A 17,130-nucleotide genomic window follows, 5' to 3' on the forward strand; every position below is an offset into this window, starting at 1 on the left:
GCACACCGGCTTCACTCAGACGCCGGGCGGCGGCGGTTTCGGGCCGGGCGGAACCCCCAGTTCCCAGGGGAGCCCGTACCGCTGGAACAACTCCGCCCTCAGCCGTTCCTCCGGCATCGGGATCCCCGGCATCAGCACTGCCACCACTGCCCCCATGAGCAACGCGCGCAGCAGCCGGTAGTCGGACTCGGGGTCGGTGGAGCCGTAGTGGACGACGGTGTCGCGCAGCAGGAGCGCCAGCTGCTGTTGCTCGGGGCACTGGATGAAGCCCTCCGCCTGGAGGATCCCGGCCATGTGCGTGCGCATCAGCCGGGGCCGCCGGACGGCGAGCCCGAGGATGGCGTCGATGGCGCGCGCCATGCGCTCGCGCCCGTCCTGGCTCGCCGGGTCGCGTTCGAGCGCCTCCGCCAGCTCCACATGCATCAGCCGGTGCACGGCCGACTGCAGCAGCTGCCGCTTCCCCGGGAAGTAGTACGAGACGAGGCCGCGGGCCGCGCCCGCCCGTCCCGCGATGTCCCCGAGGGTCGTCGCCTCGTAGCCGCGCTCGTCCACCAGCTCCACGGTTGCGTTCAGGAGCCGCTCACGGGACCTGCGGCGCAACTCCTCATTGACCGACGCGCTTCGGGGGGACATGCTGTAACTCCTGCGTTGACTGGCTCCGGGCCAATATACTCAGGAGGGTACCGGTTGTCCTGCCCTCTGAGCAGGGAGAATTCCGGTACGTCCGTCGATTTCGGGCGACGCGGGGGATCGTCCGAAATCGGCGGACTCTTTGCTTGCCGGGACGTGCCGGCCCCTTCCCCGCATGCCCCTTCCCCTCGTGGGTACCCGTGGACCTCCGCACCGGTGGCCGCGCGGCACACTGGAAGCAGCGGGAAGGGGAGCACGATGAGCGAGATCATCATGAGCGACACCACACCGTCCCAGGCCGAAGGCGAACGCGACGACGACCTCGGCGAGGAGCAGCACCCCCAGACGCCGCGCACCACGCCGTCGCAGGCCGAGGGCGAGCGGGACGAGGACGAGAACGACGGCCGCTGACGGCCCGGGACCTCAGGAGGGCCGCTGCCGGCCCGGCAGGACCGCCCGCCCCCGCCGCCGCCAGGCCACCAGCACCGCCGCCAGACCGGTGACCGCGAGGAAGGCCACGGCCGCCATGAACGCCGGGGACGTGGGCGACGCCGCATGGCTGCCGGCGATTACGTACGCCGTGGTGCTCGGTGCGCTGCCCAGGGCCGTGGCCAGCAGGAACGGCGCCCAGCCCAGCCGCGAGACCGCGGCGCAGTAGTTGGCCGCCGCGAACGGCACCCCGGGGAAGAGGCGCACCGCGAGCATCGACCGGAAGCCGTGCCGGCTCAGCTGGCGGTCGGCGGCCTTCAGCCACCGGGCGCGCAGCAGCGGGCGCAGCGCCTTCTGCCCGAGCAGCCGGGCCAGCCCGAAGGAGGCGGCCGAGCCGAGCACCGTGCCGGCCAGCGCCGCCAGCGAGCCGGCCTGGGTGCCGAAGAGCGTGCCGGCGGCGACGCTCAGGACCGGGCGGGGCACGAAGGCCGCGGTGCACAGCCCGTACGCGGCGGAGAACAGCAGGAAGACCACGCCGTACGGCATGCCCGTGGGCAGTCCCCCGGCGAGCAGCCGCTCGGGGTGGCAGGCGAGGACGGTGGCCACCGCGCCGCCGACGATCGCGACCAGCAGCCCCAGCCGGGCCCACGGGGAGAGCGCGGCGCGGGCGCGGCGCCCGTCCGGGGCGGGGGAGGGGGCGGCGGAATCGGGCACCGGAGGAGCGTAACCCGACATGGGGGCATCTGCGGTGTGATCTCAGGATCAAGTGAAGGGCGCGTCGGGCGCCGTTCCCGGACGAAAACCATTCGACGCGACCTCCGCGGTGAGCGAGCATCAGGAGCATGTGCCGGTACGCCCCTTGCGCGAAGCGGCCCGCGGCCGCGGGCCTGCTCGGGGCCGCCCACCCTGTGTCGTGCACTCCCGTGCCCTCCGGCATTCCCTGCCTCGTCCGAGGCTGACCCTTCCCGGATCGTTCCCGCGGCCCCGTACGGGGAGGGTCGGCCGGCCCCGGGGCCCACCGGCCGCCGCGCCGGGCCCGCGTACCGGAGAACCGGAGAACGCACATGTCCCAGCAGACCCATGTCACCCAGCAGACCCATGCCCCCGTCAAGCCGCACCTCAACATCGGCACCATCGGCCATGCCGGCCACGGCAAGACCACCCTGACCTCGGCCCTCACCAAGGTGCTCGGCGCCCGGGGCACGGCCGCCTTCGTCCCCGTCGGGCGCCTCGACCGGGCCCCCGGCCGGGGCGCCCGGGGCGGCACCGTCACCCCGGCGCACCTGGAGTACGAGACCGACACCCGCCGCTACGTCCACGCCGACCTGCCCGGGCACGCGGCCTACGTCAAGAACATGATCGCCGGCGTCGCCCGGCTCGACGGGGCGGTCCTCGTCGTCTCGGCACTCGACGGGGTCATGCCCCAGACCGTCGAACACCTCCTGCTCGCCCGGCAGATGGGCGTCACGGGCCTCGTCGTCGCCCTCAGCAAGGCCGACGCGGCCGAGCCGGAGCTCACCGCCCTCGCCGAACTCCAGGTCCGCGACCTGCTCTCCGCACACGGACAACCGGGCCAACTGACCCCGGTCGTACGGGTGTCGGCGCTCGGCGCGCTGGCCGGCGACCCCCGGTGGACCGGCAGCGTCGAGGCGCTGCTCGACGCCGTCGACACCTGTGTGCCCGCACCCCGGCGCCCCACCGGGGCACCCTTCCTGCTGCCGGTGGAGCGGGTCCGTGCCGTCCCCGGCACCGGCACCGTCGTCATCGGCACCGTGGAGCGCGGCACCCTGCGCCTCCTCGGCCTCGTCGAGGTGCCGGGGGTCATGGGGCCCACCCGGGTCACCGGCATGGAGACCTTCGGCCGGCCCATGGAGCGCGCGCGGGCGGGCGACCGGGTGGCGCTGCTGCTCCACGGGGCGCACGGACACGACCTGCGGCGCGGGGACGTGGTCGTGGCGCCGGGGAGCGCCGTCGCCCGCCGGCGCTTCGAGGCCAGCGTGCGGGTGCTCGGCCCGGCGGAGGGCGGCCGGCGCACTCCGGTCGCCACCGGCTTCCGCCCCCAGTTCCATCTGCGCACCGCCGACGTCCCCGGCGGCATCGACCTGGGCCCGCGCGCCGTCGCCCGCCCCGGCGAGACCGTGACGCTGACCGCCGTCCTCGACCGCGGCGTCCCGGTCGAACCCGGGCTCGGGTTCGCCCTCCGCGAGGGCGGCCGCACCGTCGGCGCCGGCCGGGTGACCGCCACGGACGGATGACGGCGTACGAGCGGTCACAATAGGGAGGTGGACGAACCGATACCCGTGACCCGCGATGTCGCCGGGGGCACCGCCAAGCTCCTGCCGGACGTGGACCGGGCGCGCGCCTGGCTCCTCACGGTGGACGGCGCGCCCCAGTCCTATGTCGACCTCGACGACCCGTCGTACCTCGAATTCGAGTACGCCCGGCGGATCGGGCACGTCCTCGACGCGGCCGCCGCCCCCGGCCGGCCGCTCACGGTGCTCCACCTCGGCGGCGGCGCCCTCACGCTGCCGCGCTATGTCGCCGCCACCCGCCCCGGCTCCCGGCAGCAGGTCGTCGAGGCCGACCGGGGGATCGTGGAGCTGGTGGCCGAGCACCTCCCGCTCCCCGCCGGGGCCGGGATCACGGTGCGGGCCGAGGACGCCCGCGCGGCCCTGGAGTCGGCCGCCGACGCCGGTGCCGACGTGATCGTCGCGGACGTCTTCGGCGGCTCCCGGGTGCCCGCGCACCTGACCTCCGTCGAGTACGCGCGCTCGGCCGCGCGCGTGCTGCGCCCCGGCGGCATCTATGTGGCCAACCTGGCCGACGGCGCCCCGTTCGACTTCCTGCGGGCGCAGGTGGCGACCCTCGCGTCCGTGCTGCCCGAGGTGTGCCTGATCGCCGAGGCGCCGGTGCTGCGCGGCCGGCGCTTCGGCAACGTCGTCCTGGTCGCCTCCACGGCGCCGCTGCCCACGGACGCGCTGGCCCGGCGCGCGGCGGCGGACGCCTTCCCCGCGCGGGTCGAGCACGGCGCCGCGCTCGCCCGCTTCGCCGCCGGGGCGGTCCCGGTGTCCGACGCGGAGGCGGTCGGCTCCCCGGAACCGCCGGCCGGGGCGTTCGGCGTGGGGTGAGCCCCTCGGCTCACGGGTGGCTCAGGAGTCCGACTCCAGCGGCCGCAGCGAGCTCATGATCTTCTTGATCGTGTCGTCCGGGATCTCGTCGTCGGTGCCCTTGACGCTGAAGAGCACCCAGGTGGCGAGGTCGCCGGCGGAGTCCTTGTAGGTGAGGGCGACGGCCTTGCCGTCGGTGGAGCACTTGCCCGTCTTCTTCACCCCGGTGACCGTGGCCGTGGCCATCTCGCCGGACAGCCCGTGGTCGCTGCGGAACGGCTTGGCGTCCGTCTTCTCGAACTTCCCCGTCTTCTTCTGGTCGAAGGCCGCCCACACCCAGTTGAGCGCCTCGGTCTCGGCCGCGCTGCCCAGGCTCTTGGCGCCCTGCGCGCCCTTGGTGCCCGCCGCACCCATCGCATCGTTGGCCTGGCACACCCCGTCCTTGTAGACGGCCGGGCCGGTCATCACCGCGGCGGGCTTGGGGAGGAGGTAGCGCTTGTCGTCCTTGGCGGCCTCGTCGCTGATGCTGTACTGCATCGACGGCCCGCTCGCCTTCCAGTCCGGCGGGACGTCGAAGACGTTGTGGCGCTTGAGGTTGACGACCGGCTTCCAGCCGGCGATCACCGGCTTGACGTCCTCGCCGCCGCCCCGGGGGTTGCTCCCGGGCGAGGGCGAGGAGGAGCCCGCGGTCGACGGGGCGGAGGCCGGGGCGGACGCCGGCGGCTTCGGGTCGTCCTGGGCGCGGGTCTGCTCGCCGTCGTCCTTGAGCAGCAGCACGCCGGTGACCACCGCGGCGGCGACCACGGCCAGGGCCGTGGAGACGGCGATCACCGTGGTGCGCCGTCCGCGGCCGCCGCCCGCCGGGGGCTGCGGTCCCCCGGGCGCGGCGGGCGGCGTCCATTGCGGGCCGCCGGGCTGCGGCTGCGCGTAGGGGTTGGGCTGTCCGTACCCCGGCTGCTGGTGTCCCGCCTGCTGGTGCCCTGCCTGCTGGTATCCCGGCTGCTGGTACGGGTTGGGCTGCTGGTAGGGGTTCGGTTGCTGCTGCGGGTTGTGCTCGCCCCCGTTGGCGGGCTGCTGTCCTGGCCACATGGCCGACAACGATAAGGGGCGGGTGTGACGGGCACGGCCGGTGGCCCTTCCCGAAGACTGCTACTGACTGGTAACTTCACATCCCATGTCTGAGACCCAGCCCTCGATCGGCGACATGCTCGCGGCCACCGTGCCCATGGTGCGCACCCTCAACCTCGCGTTCGGCGAGGTCACCGCCGAGCGGGCCGAGCTCCACCTGCCCGACCAGCCCGACTTCCACAACCACGTCGGCGGCCCGCACGCCGGCGCGATGTTCACCCTCGCCGAGTCCGCCAGCGGTGCGATCGTCCTCGCCGCCTTCGGCGACCAGCTGTCCCGCGCCGTGCCGCTCGCCGTACGGGCCGAGATCGGCTACAAGAAGCTCGCCATGGGCCCCGTCACCGCCACCGCCACCCTCGGCCGCCCGGCCGCCGACGTGGTCGCCGAACTGGACGCCGGCGGACGCCCGGAGTTCCCGGTGCGCGTCTCGATCACCCGCGGGGACGGCGCCGAGACCGGCGAGATGACCATCGTCTGGACGTTGCGCCCCAACGCGTAGCCCCTCGCGCGGCCGTGCCGCTCCCACCCGGAGGCCCCGGGGCGCAAGCGCGCCCGGGGCCTTTGGCGTTCCCCGCGAATTCCCCGGCGGAGCCCGGGCGGTGGCCCTCGGCGCGACCCGTGCCCCGGACTTCGCTCCCCTGCCCGGCGGCGCCGGGCAGGCGCTCTCGACGGTGGGCGTCCGGCCGTCCTCCCGGACGGGAACGGCGCAGGCGGAGAGGCGTAGCCTGGGTCCCAAGGGGTGCATGCGCCGACCTGCGGGCCGGTTCCCGACGGCCGGTGCCCGGCAGCCGGAACCCGGTGTCCGGTGGATGCGGAGGCCCGTCCCGGCGGTCAATTCCCGGCCGACGGGCGGAAGATGGCGGCGCGGCCCGCGCTGTGAGCCGCGACACATCCCCTACCGCGGCGGGACCTCTCCGGTGGATGGTGATCAACGGAATTCCGGAAACCCCTCGGAGGTAGCGCACATGATAGACATCGGCAAGCTCGCCCCGGCCGACCGCGAGGCGTGGGAGGCCCTGTTCCGCGCGTACATCGACTTCTACAAGCGGGACGAACCGCAGGAGATGTACGACACCGCGTGGAGCGCCTTCCAGGAGGACACGCGCGTGCACGCCCTCGGCGCGCGCATCGACGGCGAGCTCGTCGGCATCACGCACTTCCTCGTCCACCCCAACACCTCGGGCCCCGACGTCTGTTACCTCCAGGACCTCTACACCGACGGGCGGGCCCGCCGGAAGGGCGTCGGGGAGGCGCTGATCGCCGCCGTGGTCGAGTGGGCGAAGGAGCGCGGGTGCTCCCGGGTGTACTGGAGCACCCACGAGACCAACGCCACCGCGCGCAGCCTCTACGACCGGGTGGCCGACTACCGCGGGTTCATCCGCTACCAGATCGAACTGCCCCGCTGATCGGACCGTCTCTCTGATCGAACCGCCCCGCTGAGCCAACTGCCCCGCTGAGCCGGGGCCTTCCGCTCAGCCCGCGACCGGCACGGCCCGCTCCCGGCGCCGCTCGACGCGGAAGGTGCGCCGATAGGTGTCGGGGGGCACCCCGAAGGCCCGGTTGAAGTGCCGGCGCAGCGTGGTCGCGGTGCCCATCCCCACCCGGTCGGCGATCTGGTCGACGCTCTCGTCGGTGCTCTCCAGCAACTCCTGCGCGCGGTGCAGGCGCTGCGTCAGCAGCCACTGCAGCGGGGTGCTGCCGGTGACCGCGAGGAAGTGCCGGCCGAGGTTGCGCGGGCTCATATGGGCCCGGCGGGCCAGGTCCGTGACGGTCAGCGGTTCGTGGAGCCGCTCGAGCGCCCAGACCAGGACGTCCGTCAGGCTGTTCCCGGTGGCGGACGGCACGGGAGCGGCGACGAACTGGGCCTGGCCGCCCGAGCGGTGGGGCGCGACGACGAGCCGGCGGGCCACCGCGTTGGCGATGGCGGTCCCGTGGTCGGTGCGGACCATGTGGAGGCAGAGGTCGATCCCGGCGGCCCGGCCCGCGGACGTGAGGACCGACCCCTCGTCGATGTACAGGACCCGCGCGTCGACCTCGATCTCCGGATGGCGCTCGGCGAGCAGACCGGCGTGCATCCAGTGGGTCGTGGCGCGCCGCCCGTCGAGCAGCCCGGCCGCCGCCAGGGTGAACGCCCCCGTGCAGATGGAGGCCACCCGCGCCCCGCCCGCGTGGGCGGCCCGCACGGCCTCGACCAGGTCGGCGGGCGGGGGCCGGTCCACGTCGTCGCAGGGCGGGACGATGACGGTGTCGGCGGCCACCAGGTCGTCGAGTCCGTGCGGAGTGTCGGCGTGCAGCCAGCCCCCCACCTGTGCGCCGGCCGGGGCGCAGACCGTGAAGTCGTACCAGGAGTCCACCAGATCGGGCCGGTCGGTGCCGAAGATCGCGCAGGCCGCTGCCAGTTCGAGCAGCGGCATTCCGTCGGTGACGGCCAGGGCGACAGAAGCCATGTCCGTAATTGTACGCACCATGTCGTTCCGGACGCTCGTGGCGGGGGCCGGGAAGCGGCCAGCATGAGGACATGACCAAGACGACTGACCACGAGACCCCGGTGGCCTCCGGCCGGGCGGCCGGGACCGACCCCCGGGCCTGGCTGCGGGCCGGAGTCGCCGTGGCGGCGGTGGGCTGGGGCGCCAACCAGTTCGCGCCCCTGCTGCTGCTGTACCGCTCGGAGCTCGGCCTCTCCGCCGCCACCGTCCAGGCCACCTTCGGGCTGTACGCGATCGGACTGGTTCCCGGACTGCTGCTCGGCGGGCCGGTCTCCGACCGGTACGGCCGCCGCCGGCTGGTGCTCCCCGCCCTGTTCGTCTCGGTGCTCGCCAGCCTGCTGCTGATCGCCGGAAGTCAGGCGGAAGGGCTGCTGTTCGCGGGCCGGCTGGTCTCCGGCATCGCCAGTGGGGCGGCCTTCAGCTCCGGCACCGTCTGGATCAAGGAGCTCTCCCTCGCCGGCTCGGGCCGGGAGGCCAACCCCGGCCCCCGCCGCGCGACGATCACCATGACCACCGGCTTCGCCGTGGGCCCCCTGGTGGCCGGCCTCCTCGCCCAGTGGGCACCCTCCCCCATGGTGGTGGCGTACCTGCCCCACCTGGCCCTGACGCTCGTCGCCATCCCGCTCGTCCTGCGTGCCCCCGAGACGGGGGGCGGCGGGGTGGCGACGGGCAGCCTCCTGAACCAGATGCGCCTGCCCGGACTGCGCCAACCCCGGTTCCGCGGCGTGGTGTTGCCGCTGGCTCCCTGGGTCTTCGGCGCCGCGTCGGTCTCGCTCGCCTACCTGCCCGGTGTGGTCAGGGAGCGCATGGGCGGCAGCGCGCTGGTCTTCGGCGCCGTCGTCACCGCGCTGACGGGCTTCTCCGGAATCCTGGTGCAGCCGCTGGCCCGGCGGCTGGACGACCCGCACCGGCCGCGGCTGATCGTGCTGTCCATGTCGGCCGTGGTGGCCGGCATGCTCGTCGCCGCGGCGGCGGCGCACTGGACCCAGCCGGTGCTGGTGGTGGTCGCGTCGCTGGTGCTCGGCGCGGGGTACGGCTGGTGCCAGGTGACCGGGCTGCTGGAGGTGCAGCGCATGGCGCGTCCGGAGGAACTGGCCGGGCTGACCGCCGTGTACCAGGCGCTCTCCTACATCGGCTTCGCCGCCCCGTTCCTGCTGGCCGCGTTCCAGGACTCCGTGGGAGCAGGGGAGTTGCTGCTCATCACCGCCGGTCTCGCGGCCCTCACCCTGGTCTGGACGACCGTACGGGCCCGGAGCGGCCGGGGTGCGGCGGCCGGTCACGGCGAGGCCGCCGGTGTGCCCGTCGCGGCCACGGCCCGGTCCGAGGACAGCCGGGCCTGAGGCGGCCGGTGCCCCCGCCGCACCGCGGCAGTATTGTTCCGCATTATCGCTTCGCAGTTATCACCCCCTACTATCGCCCCTGCTATCACCACCGACTATCACCCCGACAAATACAGATCCCCTCCCCGCGAACCGCCGACCGGCCGGTGCGCGGGGAGTTTCTTATTGCATCCGCACTGCTGCGCAGAGTGATGTGTCCGACCCCACGTTTATTCCGGTTTCGGTGTGAAGCTAGTTGCGGAGCGGTGAACTCCGATCACATTTCCGCAGGTCGCCGCAGGTGCTATCGGCATACTCCAAGGAAGCCTGAATAAAAGCCTTGACCCACCGTGTTCGCCGGTGGAGTATTAATGGCGTCCTCGGAGAAGAGGGTCGAATCAGGGTCGGTGTGGCGACGGCGGACCGCTTTCGGTCGGCGTCCTCCGCCGGCGCCTGTGCCATGGGGAGGAGCCACGGATCGGGGTACGAATCGACGAGATGACGGCCGGTGGCCCCGGGGCGTTCTGACGCGTCCTGAACAGGCCCTGCCGTGCGGCACCGTATGACGGCAACGGCCGGACCGTCCTTCTGACGTCCTTCCGGGTGTGGTCGTCCCATCCCTTCGTCCTCTTTCCTCGCCGTTCCGGCATGGCGCTTTCCATTGCGTCTGCCGACAGAATCCCCATTGCTGATCACCGGTGAATTCCGGTATCCGCTCCATCGGCTTCCGGCATTTGCGCGTCCAGTTTTGCTCATTTTGCTCACCGGTTTTTCCCGTCGTTTTTCTCCTCTATTCAGAGGCGGAGTCCGACGGAAGAGCCCCCATGGAAACACCTCTGCCCCCGTCCGTTTCCGGTGAATTCCGGAAGGGCGGCCATCAGGAAAAGGAGTCGCCATGCACGTGCGCACCTCGGCCGAAGACGGCCATGTCCGCAAGAACGGGATCGACGTCCGCCAGCTCTACCCCTGGGACGGCGTCGTCGTGCCGCCCTGGAACAGCACCCTGTGCACGGTCCACCCGCACGAGTCGAGCACGGAGCACCACCACGACACCGACGAGACGTTCATCTTCACCGCCGGCTCGGGCACGGTCCGGGTCGGCGAGGAGCTGCGCGACGTCACCGTCGGCGACGTCATCTACATCCCGCACGGCAACGACCACGTCGTCACCAACACCCAGGACGACGCGCTGCTGACCTTCGTGAGCATCTACTGGCTCCAGCAGGCCCCGGCCGAGGAGCCCGCCCGTGGCTGAGCACGGCAGCGCCCCCGTCGCGCGGCGCGTCAACGTCTCGTTCTCCCCGCCCACGCCCAACGGCGACCTGCACCTGGGGCATTTGGCCGGGCCGGTCCTGGCCAGCGACGTATGCGCCCGCTCGCAGAAGATCCTGGGCAACGACGTGGTGTACGCGTGCAGCACGGACGACAACCAGACCTATGTGGTCACCACCGCGCAGCGGCTCGGCACGACGCCCGAGGCGCTGATCCAGGAGGCGCTCGACAGCGTCACCGCCTCCCTGGACCTGGCGGGCGTCGACGTCGACCTCTTCGAGCGGCCCGACGAGCAATACACCGCATTCGTCCGGGACTTCTTCACCCACCTGTGGAAGCACGGCGCTTTCGACCGGCGCGAGGTCGAGCTGCCGTACGACGCCGAGACCGGCGAGTACCGGGCCGAGGCCTTTGTGACCGGCCGCTGCCCGGTCTGCCTCGCCCACGCCCGGGCCGGCGTCTGCGAGGCCTGCGGCCTCTACAATCTGCCCGGCGCCCTGCTGCCGGGCGACACCGCGACGGCGCTGCCGACCCGGCCGGTCTCCATCTGGGTGCTCGACCTGGAACGCCACCGCTCGCTGCTGAGCAACTGGTACCGCACGTCCGACGTCCCGCTCCGGCCGGACCTGCGGGGGGTCGTCGAGCGCACGCTCGCCGCCCGGATGCCCTACATCCCCATCACCTACCCGGGGACCTGGGGCATCCCGGTGGACTGGGACGGCCCCGACGCCCTGCCGCAGACCATCAACGCCTGGCCGGAGATCTACGTCGGCCACCTGTACTGGCCGCAGCAGGTACGGGCGCGCGGCCGGGCCGGCTGCGACGAGTTCGTCCAGTTCATAGGGATCGACAACGGCTTCTACAACGCCTTCGTCTACCCCGCGCTGAAGCTGCTGGCCGCCCAGTACGGACGGTCCGTCGAACTCCCGAGGACGCGCACCCTCACCAACCAGTACTACCTGCTGGAGGGCCGCAAGTTCTCCACCAGCAAGGGCGACGTGCTCTGGGCGCGCGACTACCTGGAGAAGGCCGGCCGGGACCGGGCGCGGTTCGTCCTGTCGCTGACCAGCCCCGAACTCCAGCAGTCCGAATTCACCGAGCAGGTCGCCGAGTCCACGCTGCGGACCCGCTTCGACGCGCCGCTCGACACCATCGCGCAGGCCCTCGGCGAGAAGCTGGCCGGCCGGAGCGTCGACGCCCCGCCCTCGCAGTGGTGGGCCACGGCCATCGAGGCGTCCCAGCGGCGCTTCGCCGCCGCGTACGACCTGGACGGCTTCAGCATCCGCAAGGCGGCCGAGGCGCTCGCCCTCCACCTGGAGGTCCTGGCGCTGAAGGCCGGGCAGATCAGCACCGAGGACTCCGGCGACGTCTCCGGCGCCCTGCTGTTCCTGTGGACCCTGCGCACCCTCGCCTGGCCGGTCACCCCCGACCTGGCCGAGGCCGTGGCCCGGGCCTTCGGCTCCGGACCCGTCGGCGTCCCGCTCCTGAGCGACGCCGCCGTACCGCCCGCCGGTCCCTTCCGCACGCTCGACCGGTGAACACCCCCGCGTTCCGCGGGACTTCGCACCTTCGCCCCCACTTCCCCCGACACCGCTAAGGACTGCACCATGCTGCGCACCTTCATGCGTTCCAAGATCCACCGCGCCACCGTCACCGACAGCAACCTCAACTACGTGGGCTCGATCACCATTTCGCCGGAGCTGCTGGAGGCGTCCGACATCGGCGTCCACGAGCTGGTGCACGTCGTCAACGTCAACAACGGCGCGCGCTTCGAGACCTACACCATCCTCGGCGCCCCCGGCGCCAACGAGGTCTGCGTCAACGGTGCCGCCGCGCGCCTCGTGCACACCGGCGACAAGGTGATCATCATCGCCTACGGCCAGCTCTCCGACGACGAGGTGGCGGAGCACAAGCCCCGCGTCGTCCACGTGGACGAGGGCAACAAGATCCTTGAGACGGTCACCTCGGCGTGACCACGGTGTTACCCCCCTCGCGAGGCGCCTTCCCGGCGCCTCGCGTCCCCCATGATGATGCCGAAGGTGCGTGAGTCATGACGGACCAAAAGATCCACAACATCCTGGGCGTGGGATTCGGCCCGGCGAACCTCTCCCTCGCCGTGACGCTCGAGGAGCTCGGCTGGACCGGCGGGGCCCGGTACATCGAGCGGGCCGACGACTTCCAGTGGCAGGACGAACAACTGCTGGACGGCGCGGACATCCAGAACAACCCGTTCCGCGACCTCACCATGCCGCGCAACACCAGCAGCGCCTACACATTCGTCAACTACCTGGCCGCACAGGGCAGACTGACCGACTACCTGCACCTCAACGCCAAGTTCCCGCTCCGCCGCGAATACGCGGGATACCTGCGCTGGGTCGCCGACTCGTTCCACGACGCGGTCGACTACGGTCAGTCCGCGACCGGCCTGTCCGTGGTGGACACCCCGGACGGCGAGGTGTTCCGGCTGGAGACCGGCAACGGCCGGCAGTACCTGGGCGAGACCGTCGTCATCGGCACGGGCCGCTCCCCGCGGATCCCCGAGGTGTTCCGGCGGAGCCTGGGCGGCACGGTCTTCCACGCGACCCGCTACCTGAGCTCGCTGCGCCGCCACGAGGGACGCAGCCTCCGGGTCGCCGTCGTCGGCGGGAGCCAGAGCGCCATCGAGATCGTCCTCGACCTGCTCGGCCGCTCCAACGTCGAGCAGGTCGTCTCGATCCAGCGCGGCATCGGCTTCCGGCTGAAGGACACCAGCCCGTACAGCAGACAGGTGTTCCTCCCGGACTTCATCGACTACTTCTATCCGCTGCCCCCGGAGACGAAGCGGCGCCTGCGCGCCGAACTGCGGTCGGTGAACTACGCCGCCTGCGACCAGGACGTCATCGACCGGCTCGCGAGCGTCCAGCACGAGTACCGGCTGATGGGCTCCGACCGGCTGCTCCTCAAGCCGTTCAGCGAGGTCGCCGCGGTCGGCCGGGACGGCGGCGGGTCGGTCAACCGCCTCGTGCTGCGCGACGTCAACCACGGCACGCGGAGCGTCTACGACGCCGACGTCGTCGTCCTCGCCACCGGCTTCCGGGACTTCGGCCTGGGACCGGACGACGAGCCCTACCACCCCCTGCTGGCCGGCATCGCCGACCGGCTCGCCCTGACCGACGAGGGACTGCCGGACGTGGCCCGGGACTACTCGGTGCCCGTGGAACGCTCCTACGGCGGCCGCCCGTTGCGGCTCTACCTCAACGGTCTCTGCGAGGCCAGTCACGGCATGGGCGACGCCGGGGCCCTGGCGGTGCTCTCCGCCCGGTCCACGGACATCGTCGAGTCCCTCATGCTCGAACCGGAGGCGCTCGTCGGCGAGGAGCGGCTCAGGGACGAGGCCCTGCGGTGACGACACCCGCCGGCACCCCCGCCCGCACCGCCGACGTCGCCGTCGTCGGCGCCGGGATCATCGGCCTGGCCACGGCCGAACGCCTCTCCGCCCAGGGCCTGTCCGTGACCGTCGTCGACGGCCACGGGCCGGCCTCGGGCGCCACGGGGGCGTCCGGCGGGCTCGTCCGGGCGCTCGACCTCTCCACCTCCGCCGCCCTCTCCTGGGCGGCGGAGGGGCTCGACCGCTACCTCCGCCGCGGCCCGCACGGGCTGTGGCCGGAGGTCCGCGAACACGGCGCCCTCACCCTCTTCGGCCCGGACGATGCCGCGCGGGCGGAGGACGCCGCCGACCGCGTCCGGGCCGCGGGCCACACCGCGGACGTCCTCGACGCCAAGGAGATCGCCACGGCGTTCCCCGGAATCGCCCCGCCCGAGGACGGGTTCGGGGTCCACGAACCGCGCGCGGGCTGGCTGCCCGCCCGGGCCGTGGCCGAGGCGGTGCTCCGGGACGCCGACCGCGTCACGCTCCTCGCCCCGGCCCGCGCCCTGGAGATCACCACCGCGGGCTCCCGCGTCACCGGGGTCCGCACCACGGCCGGATTCGTCCGCGCCCGCGCGGTGCTCCTCGCCGCCGGCGTCCACAGCGCGGACCTCGCGCGCACGGCCGGAGTCGAACTCCGCCTGCGCACCCGGTCGGTGAGCTACTGCGTCTTCGCCCCGCGCACCCCCGTCACCGGCGCCCTCCCGACCGTGCTCGACACGACGACCGGGGCCTGGCTGCGCCGCTGGGACGACGGCACCGGCATCCTGGCCGGGGCCCCGTCGACCGTCCGCGACGTCCCGCCGGTGGTGACGCCGGGCGTCCCGGACGCCGAGGCGGAGCGCGTCCGCGGGGTCGTGCGCCACCGCTGCCCCGGCCTCGTCGGCGCGGAACTCGTGGGCGGGGTCACCGCCTTCGACGCGCTCGGCCCCGACGGGGGCGGAGAGGTGACCGCGTGGCCGGACCCCGCCGGGCTGGTGACCGCCACCGGATGGAACGGCGGCGGCTTCAAGAAGGCGCCCGCCGTCGGCCGGTACGCGGCGGAGCTCCTCCGCGAGGCCGCCTCATGACCGCGGACGTCCGGCTCAACCCCACCGACGAGATGCTCGTCGGCGCCGAACGCGCCCTGGGCTCCTCCCGGATCGTCCAGGTGCTGTGGCGCCTGGGCGCCCCGCTGCCGGCAGGGGCCCTGCGCAAGGAGTGGCGGCGGCTCGACCGCGGCCGGCTCAGCCGGCGGCCCGCCCCGGCCCGCGTCCCCGGCGCCCGCCGCGCCTGGGTCCCCGCGTCCAACGCCGAGCCGCCGCACGAGGACACCGTTCCGCTGACCGGCGACACGGCGCAGGACTGGATCGACGCCCAGGTCCGGGTGCCCCTGACGGTCGACTCCCCGGCACTGTGGCGCCTGGCGGCGGCACCGTACGGGGACGGCGCCCTCGTGTCGCTCACCGTCCCGCACTTCCGCGCCGACGGGCTGGGGATCTTCGCCGCCCTCGGGGAGGACGGCGTCCCGTCCGCACCGCCCGGCCCGGCCGGCGATCTCGCCGACGCCGTGGGCCAGTTGGCCCGGGCCGCCACGGGCACGGCGGGCTGGGCGGCCCATGTCCTGGCGGACCGGCGGGAGTTGGGGCGCCTCGCCACGGCCCTGCGCGGCCCGGCGGGACCGCCGCCGCCCGCGGCGGAGCCGCGGTTCTTCACCTCCGCGGTCTTCGACCTCGACGCGGACCAGTGGGAGGAGCGGGCCGAGGCCCACGGCGGCACGGCCAACAGCCTGTTCGTCGAGATCGCCGCCAACCTCGTCCGCGCCCGGCTGCCCTTGGACGGCCGCGACGCCGTCCGGGTCGGCATCCCGGTGAGCCTGCGCCACGGGCCCGCGGACCTGCGGGCCAACGCCCTGGTCGTCGTCCCGCTGTCCGTGCCCGCGGGCGGGCCCGCCCACGCCGACCTGCGGACCGTCCGCCGCGCCACCAAGGCCGTGCTCGACGGGACGGGCGCACACAGCGCGACCCTGGTCCCCGAACCGCTCTGGCATCTGCTGCCCGCCCGGTACGCGGGCCGCCTCAAGGCGCCCGGGGCCCAGGCCACCGACGTCGTCGCCTCCAACTTCGGCACCCTGCCGACGGCGGCGGCCCGCTTCGCGGGAGTGCCCGCGGACGGCGTCGCCCTGCGGACCATGAACGTGCCCGGCCTGGTGCCCGGACGCGCCGTCCTGCGGGCCTCGCTGTGCCTGGTGCGCGCCGGTGACCGGCTCACCGTGACCGTCACGGCGATGCCCGACCACTTCGGCGACGCCCGGGCCCTGCGGACGCTGGTCGCCGAGGAGTTCGCCGCCTGGGGGCTGCGGTCGCGCGCGTGGTGGCAGGGATGAACGACCCGGTGACGACCGGTACCGCGACAGAACGACGAGAACGACGAGAACGGAGAGAGACCATGCCAGGGAACCCGACGCCGGGGGCCGTCGCGCCGCGGCTCACCGACCCGCCGGCCGACCGCTGGTTCCGCACCCGCCCCGACTCCTCCGTGCTCGACCGGCCCCGGCTGCTCGCCCGGCTGCTGATCGACCTGGACGAACTGGACGACCGGATCGCGCTCTACGAACGCCTCCAGGGCGTGCCCGCCGACCTGCGCATGCCGATCCCCGACTTCGGGGGCCTCGAACTGGCCGCGGTGGGCGGCGTCCTGCTGATCGCCAGCGAGCGGCGCTTCACCCCCGTCCAGCGCCGGACCGCGTACTCGCTGATCGTCCCCTCCCTCGCCGCCCAGCTCGGCCTGCTGGCGCCCACCGGCACCACCGTCGTCGAGCCCACCGAGGAGATCGTCCCCGGGCGGCGGGCCCGCGTCCGCTACCCGGACGGCTCGCTCGCCGAGCTCGTCGAGCACCGCCCCCGGAGCGGGGAGCTCCCCGCCCCCCGCCCGGGCATCGCCGTCCGGGAGACGGCCGGCACCGGCGTCCGCCTGCTGGCCCGGCGGGCGGTCCCGGCGGACCGGCTGGAGGAGGCCGTCCGCTTCTACACCACGGCGCTGGGGACGACCGCCCACCGGGACGGCGACGCCCCGTCGGCGGTCGTCGGCAACCTGCTGCTGGCCGGCACCGACGGGCCGGACGACCCGCCCGTCGCGTTCGCCCTGCGGGCACCCTCCGTGGAGACGGTGACCCGGCTCGCCGGCTCCGGCCGGACGGCCGCCCGGGGCCCGGGCGGCCGCCCCGTCGTCACCCTCGCCGACGGGGCCCGGGCCGAGGTGTGGGAAGGATCTCCCCGCCCGGCCGCCCCGGGGGAGGACGGCGCGTGAGACCGTTCGCCCGGTGCGTTCCGCTCCCGCGCCGGGAGCCAACGGCGGGACCGGGACGCGCCGTT

17 protein-coding genes are annotated in these 17,130 nt (G+C 73.7%); 13 read left to right on the top strand and 4 right to left on the bottom strand.

All coding sequences use genetic code 11. The features are described from left to right. Positions 1–15: 15 nt before the first annotated feature. The gene (locus tag AB8735_RS32125; RefSeq protein ID WP_344023520.1) at positions 16–633 is read right to left on the bottom strand and encodes a helix-turn-helix domain-containing protein; all 618 of its coding nucleotides are present in this window, start codon (positions 631–633) and stop codon (positions 16–18) included. 255 nt (positions 634–888) lie between these two features. On the opposite strand from AB8735_RS32125, the gene AB8735_RS32130 reads away from it, so the two are divergent. Next, positions 889–1,041, top strand: a complete 153-nt coding sequence (locus tag AB8735_RS32130; protein WP_344023612.1) for a hypothetical protein — start codon at positions 889–891, stop codon at positions 1,039–1,041. 12 nt (positions 1,042–1,053) lie between these two features. Here the strand turns inward: AB8735_RS32130 and AB8735_RS32135 are convergent, their stop codons facing one another. After that, complete coding sequence (locus AB8735_RS32135) at positions 1,054–1,794, bottom strand: TVP38/TMEM64 family protein (RefSeq protein WP_344023523.1); 741 nt, start codon at positions 1,792–1,794, stop codon at positions 1,054–1,056. Positions 1,795–2,123: 329 nt separating this feature from the next. Here AB8735_RS32135 and AB8735_RS32140 point away from each other — a divergent pair, with 329 nt between their 5' ends. Both AB8735_RS32140 and AB8735_RS32145 read left to right on the top strand, forming a co-directional pair. Beyond that, positions 2,124–3,314: a GTP-binding protein gene (locus tag AB8735_RS32140; RefSeq protein ID WP_372411158.1), complete on the top strand. Its 1,191-nt coding sequence runs from the start codon at positions 2,124–2,126 to the stop codon at positions 3,312–3,314. A 27-nt stretch (positions 3,315–3,341) separates the two neighbouring features. Continuing rightward, a complete protein-coding gene (locus tag AB8735_RS32145; protein ID WP_372411160.1) occupies positions 3,342–4,187 on the top strand; it encodes a spermidine synthase in 846 nt (281 codons plus the stop codon). Between the two features lie 21 nt (positions 4,188–4,208). Here the strand turns inward: AB8735_RS32145 and AB8735_RS32150 are convergent, their stop codons facing one another. Further along, positions 4,209–5,255: a hypothetical protein gene (locus AB8735_RS32150; RefSeq protein WP_372411161.1), complete on the bottom strand. Its 1,047-nt coding sequence runs from the start codon at positions 5,253–5,255 to the stop codon at positions 4,209–4,211. Positions 5,256–5,340: 85 nt separating this feature from the next. Here AB8735_RS32150 and AB8735_RS32155 point away from each other — a divergent pair, with 85 nt between their 5' ends. Together AB8735_RS32155 and AB8735_RS32160 are read left to right on the top strand one after the other, a co-directional pair. Continuing rightward, positions 5,341–5,793, top strand: coding sequence for a DUF4442 domain-containing protein (locus AB8735_RS32155; RefSeq protein WP_372411162.1), 453 nt, complete (start codon positions 5,341–5,343; stop codon positions 5,791–5,793). Positions 5,794–6,259: 466 nt separating this feature from the next. After that, complete coding sequence (locus AB8735_RS32160; RefSeq protein ID WP_344023536.1) at positions 6,260–6,700, top strand: GNAT family N-acetyltransferase; 441 nt, start codon at positions 6,260–6,262, stop codon at positions 6,698–6,700. Positions 6,701–6,766: 66 nt separating this feature from the next. Here AB8735_RS32160 and AB8735_RS32165 read toward each other — a convergent pair whose 3' ends face one another. After that, on the bottom strand, positions 6,767–7,741 hold the full coding sequence (locus AB8735_RS32165; protein WP_344023538.1) for a helix-turn-helix domain-containing protein: 975 nt from the start codon (positions 7,739–7,741) through the stop codon (positions 6,767–6,769). A 71-nt stretch (positions 7,742–7,812) separates the two neighbouring features. Between AB8735_RS32165 and AB8735_RS32170 the strand changes: the two genes are divergently transcribed. The 8 genes from AB8735_RS32170 to AB8735_RS32205 all read left to right on the top strand — a co-directional run bounded on the left by AB8735_RS32170 (position 7,813) and on the right by AB8735_RS32205 (position 17,065). Next, positions 7,813–9,120 carry an MFS transporter gene (locus AB8735_RS32170; protein WP_372411165.1) on the top strand — a complete coding sequence of 436 codons (1,308 nt, stop codon included), beginning with the start codon at positions 7,813–7,815 and terminating at the stop codon, positions 9,118–9,120. Positions 9,121–9,994: 874 nt separating this feature from the next. Continuing rightward, on the top strand, positions 9,995–10,354 hold the full coding sequence (locus AB8735_RS32175) for a cupin domain-containing protein (protein ID WP_372411166.1): 360 nt from the start codon (positions 9,995–9,997) through the stop codon (positions 10,352–10,354). Continuing rightward, complete coding sequence (locus AB8735_RS32180) at positions 10,347–11,909, top strand: class I tRNA ligase family protein (protein ID WP_372411168.1); 1,563 nt, start codon at positions 10,347–10,349, stop codon at positions 11,907–11,909. Before AB8735_RS32175 ends, AB8735_RS32180 begins: the two co-directional genes overlap by 8 nt. A gap of 69 nt (positions 11,910–11,978) precedes the next feature. Then, entirely contained in the window at positions 11,979–12,344 is a 366-nt protein-coding gene (gene panD / locus AB8735_RS32185; RefSeq protein WP_344023547.1) for an aspartate 1-decarboxylase, read from the top strand. A 77-nt stretch (positions 12,345–12,421) separates the two neighbouring features. Then, positions 12,422–13,756: a SidA/IucD/PvdA family monooxygenase gene (locus tag AB8735_RS32190; RefSeq protein WP_372411169.1), complete on the top strand. Its 1,335-nt coding sequence runs from the start codon at positions 12,422–12,424 to the stop codon at positions 13,754–13,756. Continuing rightward, the gene (locus tag AB8735_RS32195; protein WP_372411170.1) at positions 13,753–14,847 is read left to right on the top strand and encodes an NAD(P)/FAD-dependent oxidoreductase; all 1,095 of its coding nucleotides are present in this window, start codon (positions 13,753–13,755) and stop codon (positions 14,845–14,847) included. The genes AB8735_RS32190 and AB8735_RS32195 overlap by 4 nt, the downstream gene beginning before the upstream one ends. Further along, complete coding sequence (locus tag AB8735_RS32200; protein ID WP_372411171.1) at positions 14,844–16,142, top strand: hypothetical protein; 1,299 nt, start codon at positions 14,844–14,846, stop codon at positions 16,140–16,142. Before AB8735_RS32195 ends, AB8735_RS32200 begins: the two co-directional genes overlap by 4 nt. Positions 16,143–16,204: 62 nt before the next feature. Further along, a complete protein-coding gene (locus AB8735_RS32205) occupies positions 16,205–17,065 on the top strand; it encodes a lactoylglutathione lyase (protein ID WP_372411173.1) in 861 nt (286 codons plus the stop codon). The last annotated feature ends 65 nt before the right edge of the window (positions 17,066–17,130 follow it).

This window comes from Streptomyces luteireticuli, assembly GCF_041519305.1.
GTDB lineage: Bacteria > Actinomycetota > Actinomycetes > Streptomycetales > Streptomycetaceae > Streptomyces > Streptomyces luteireticuli.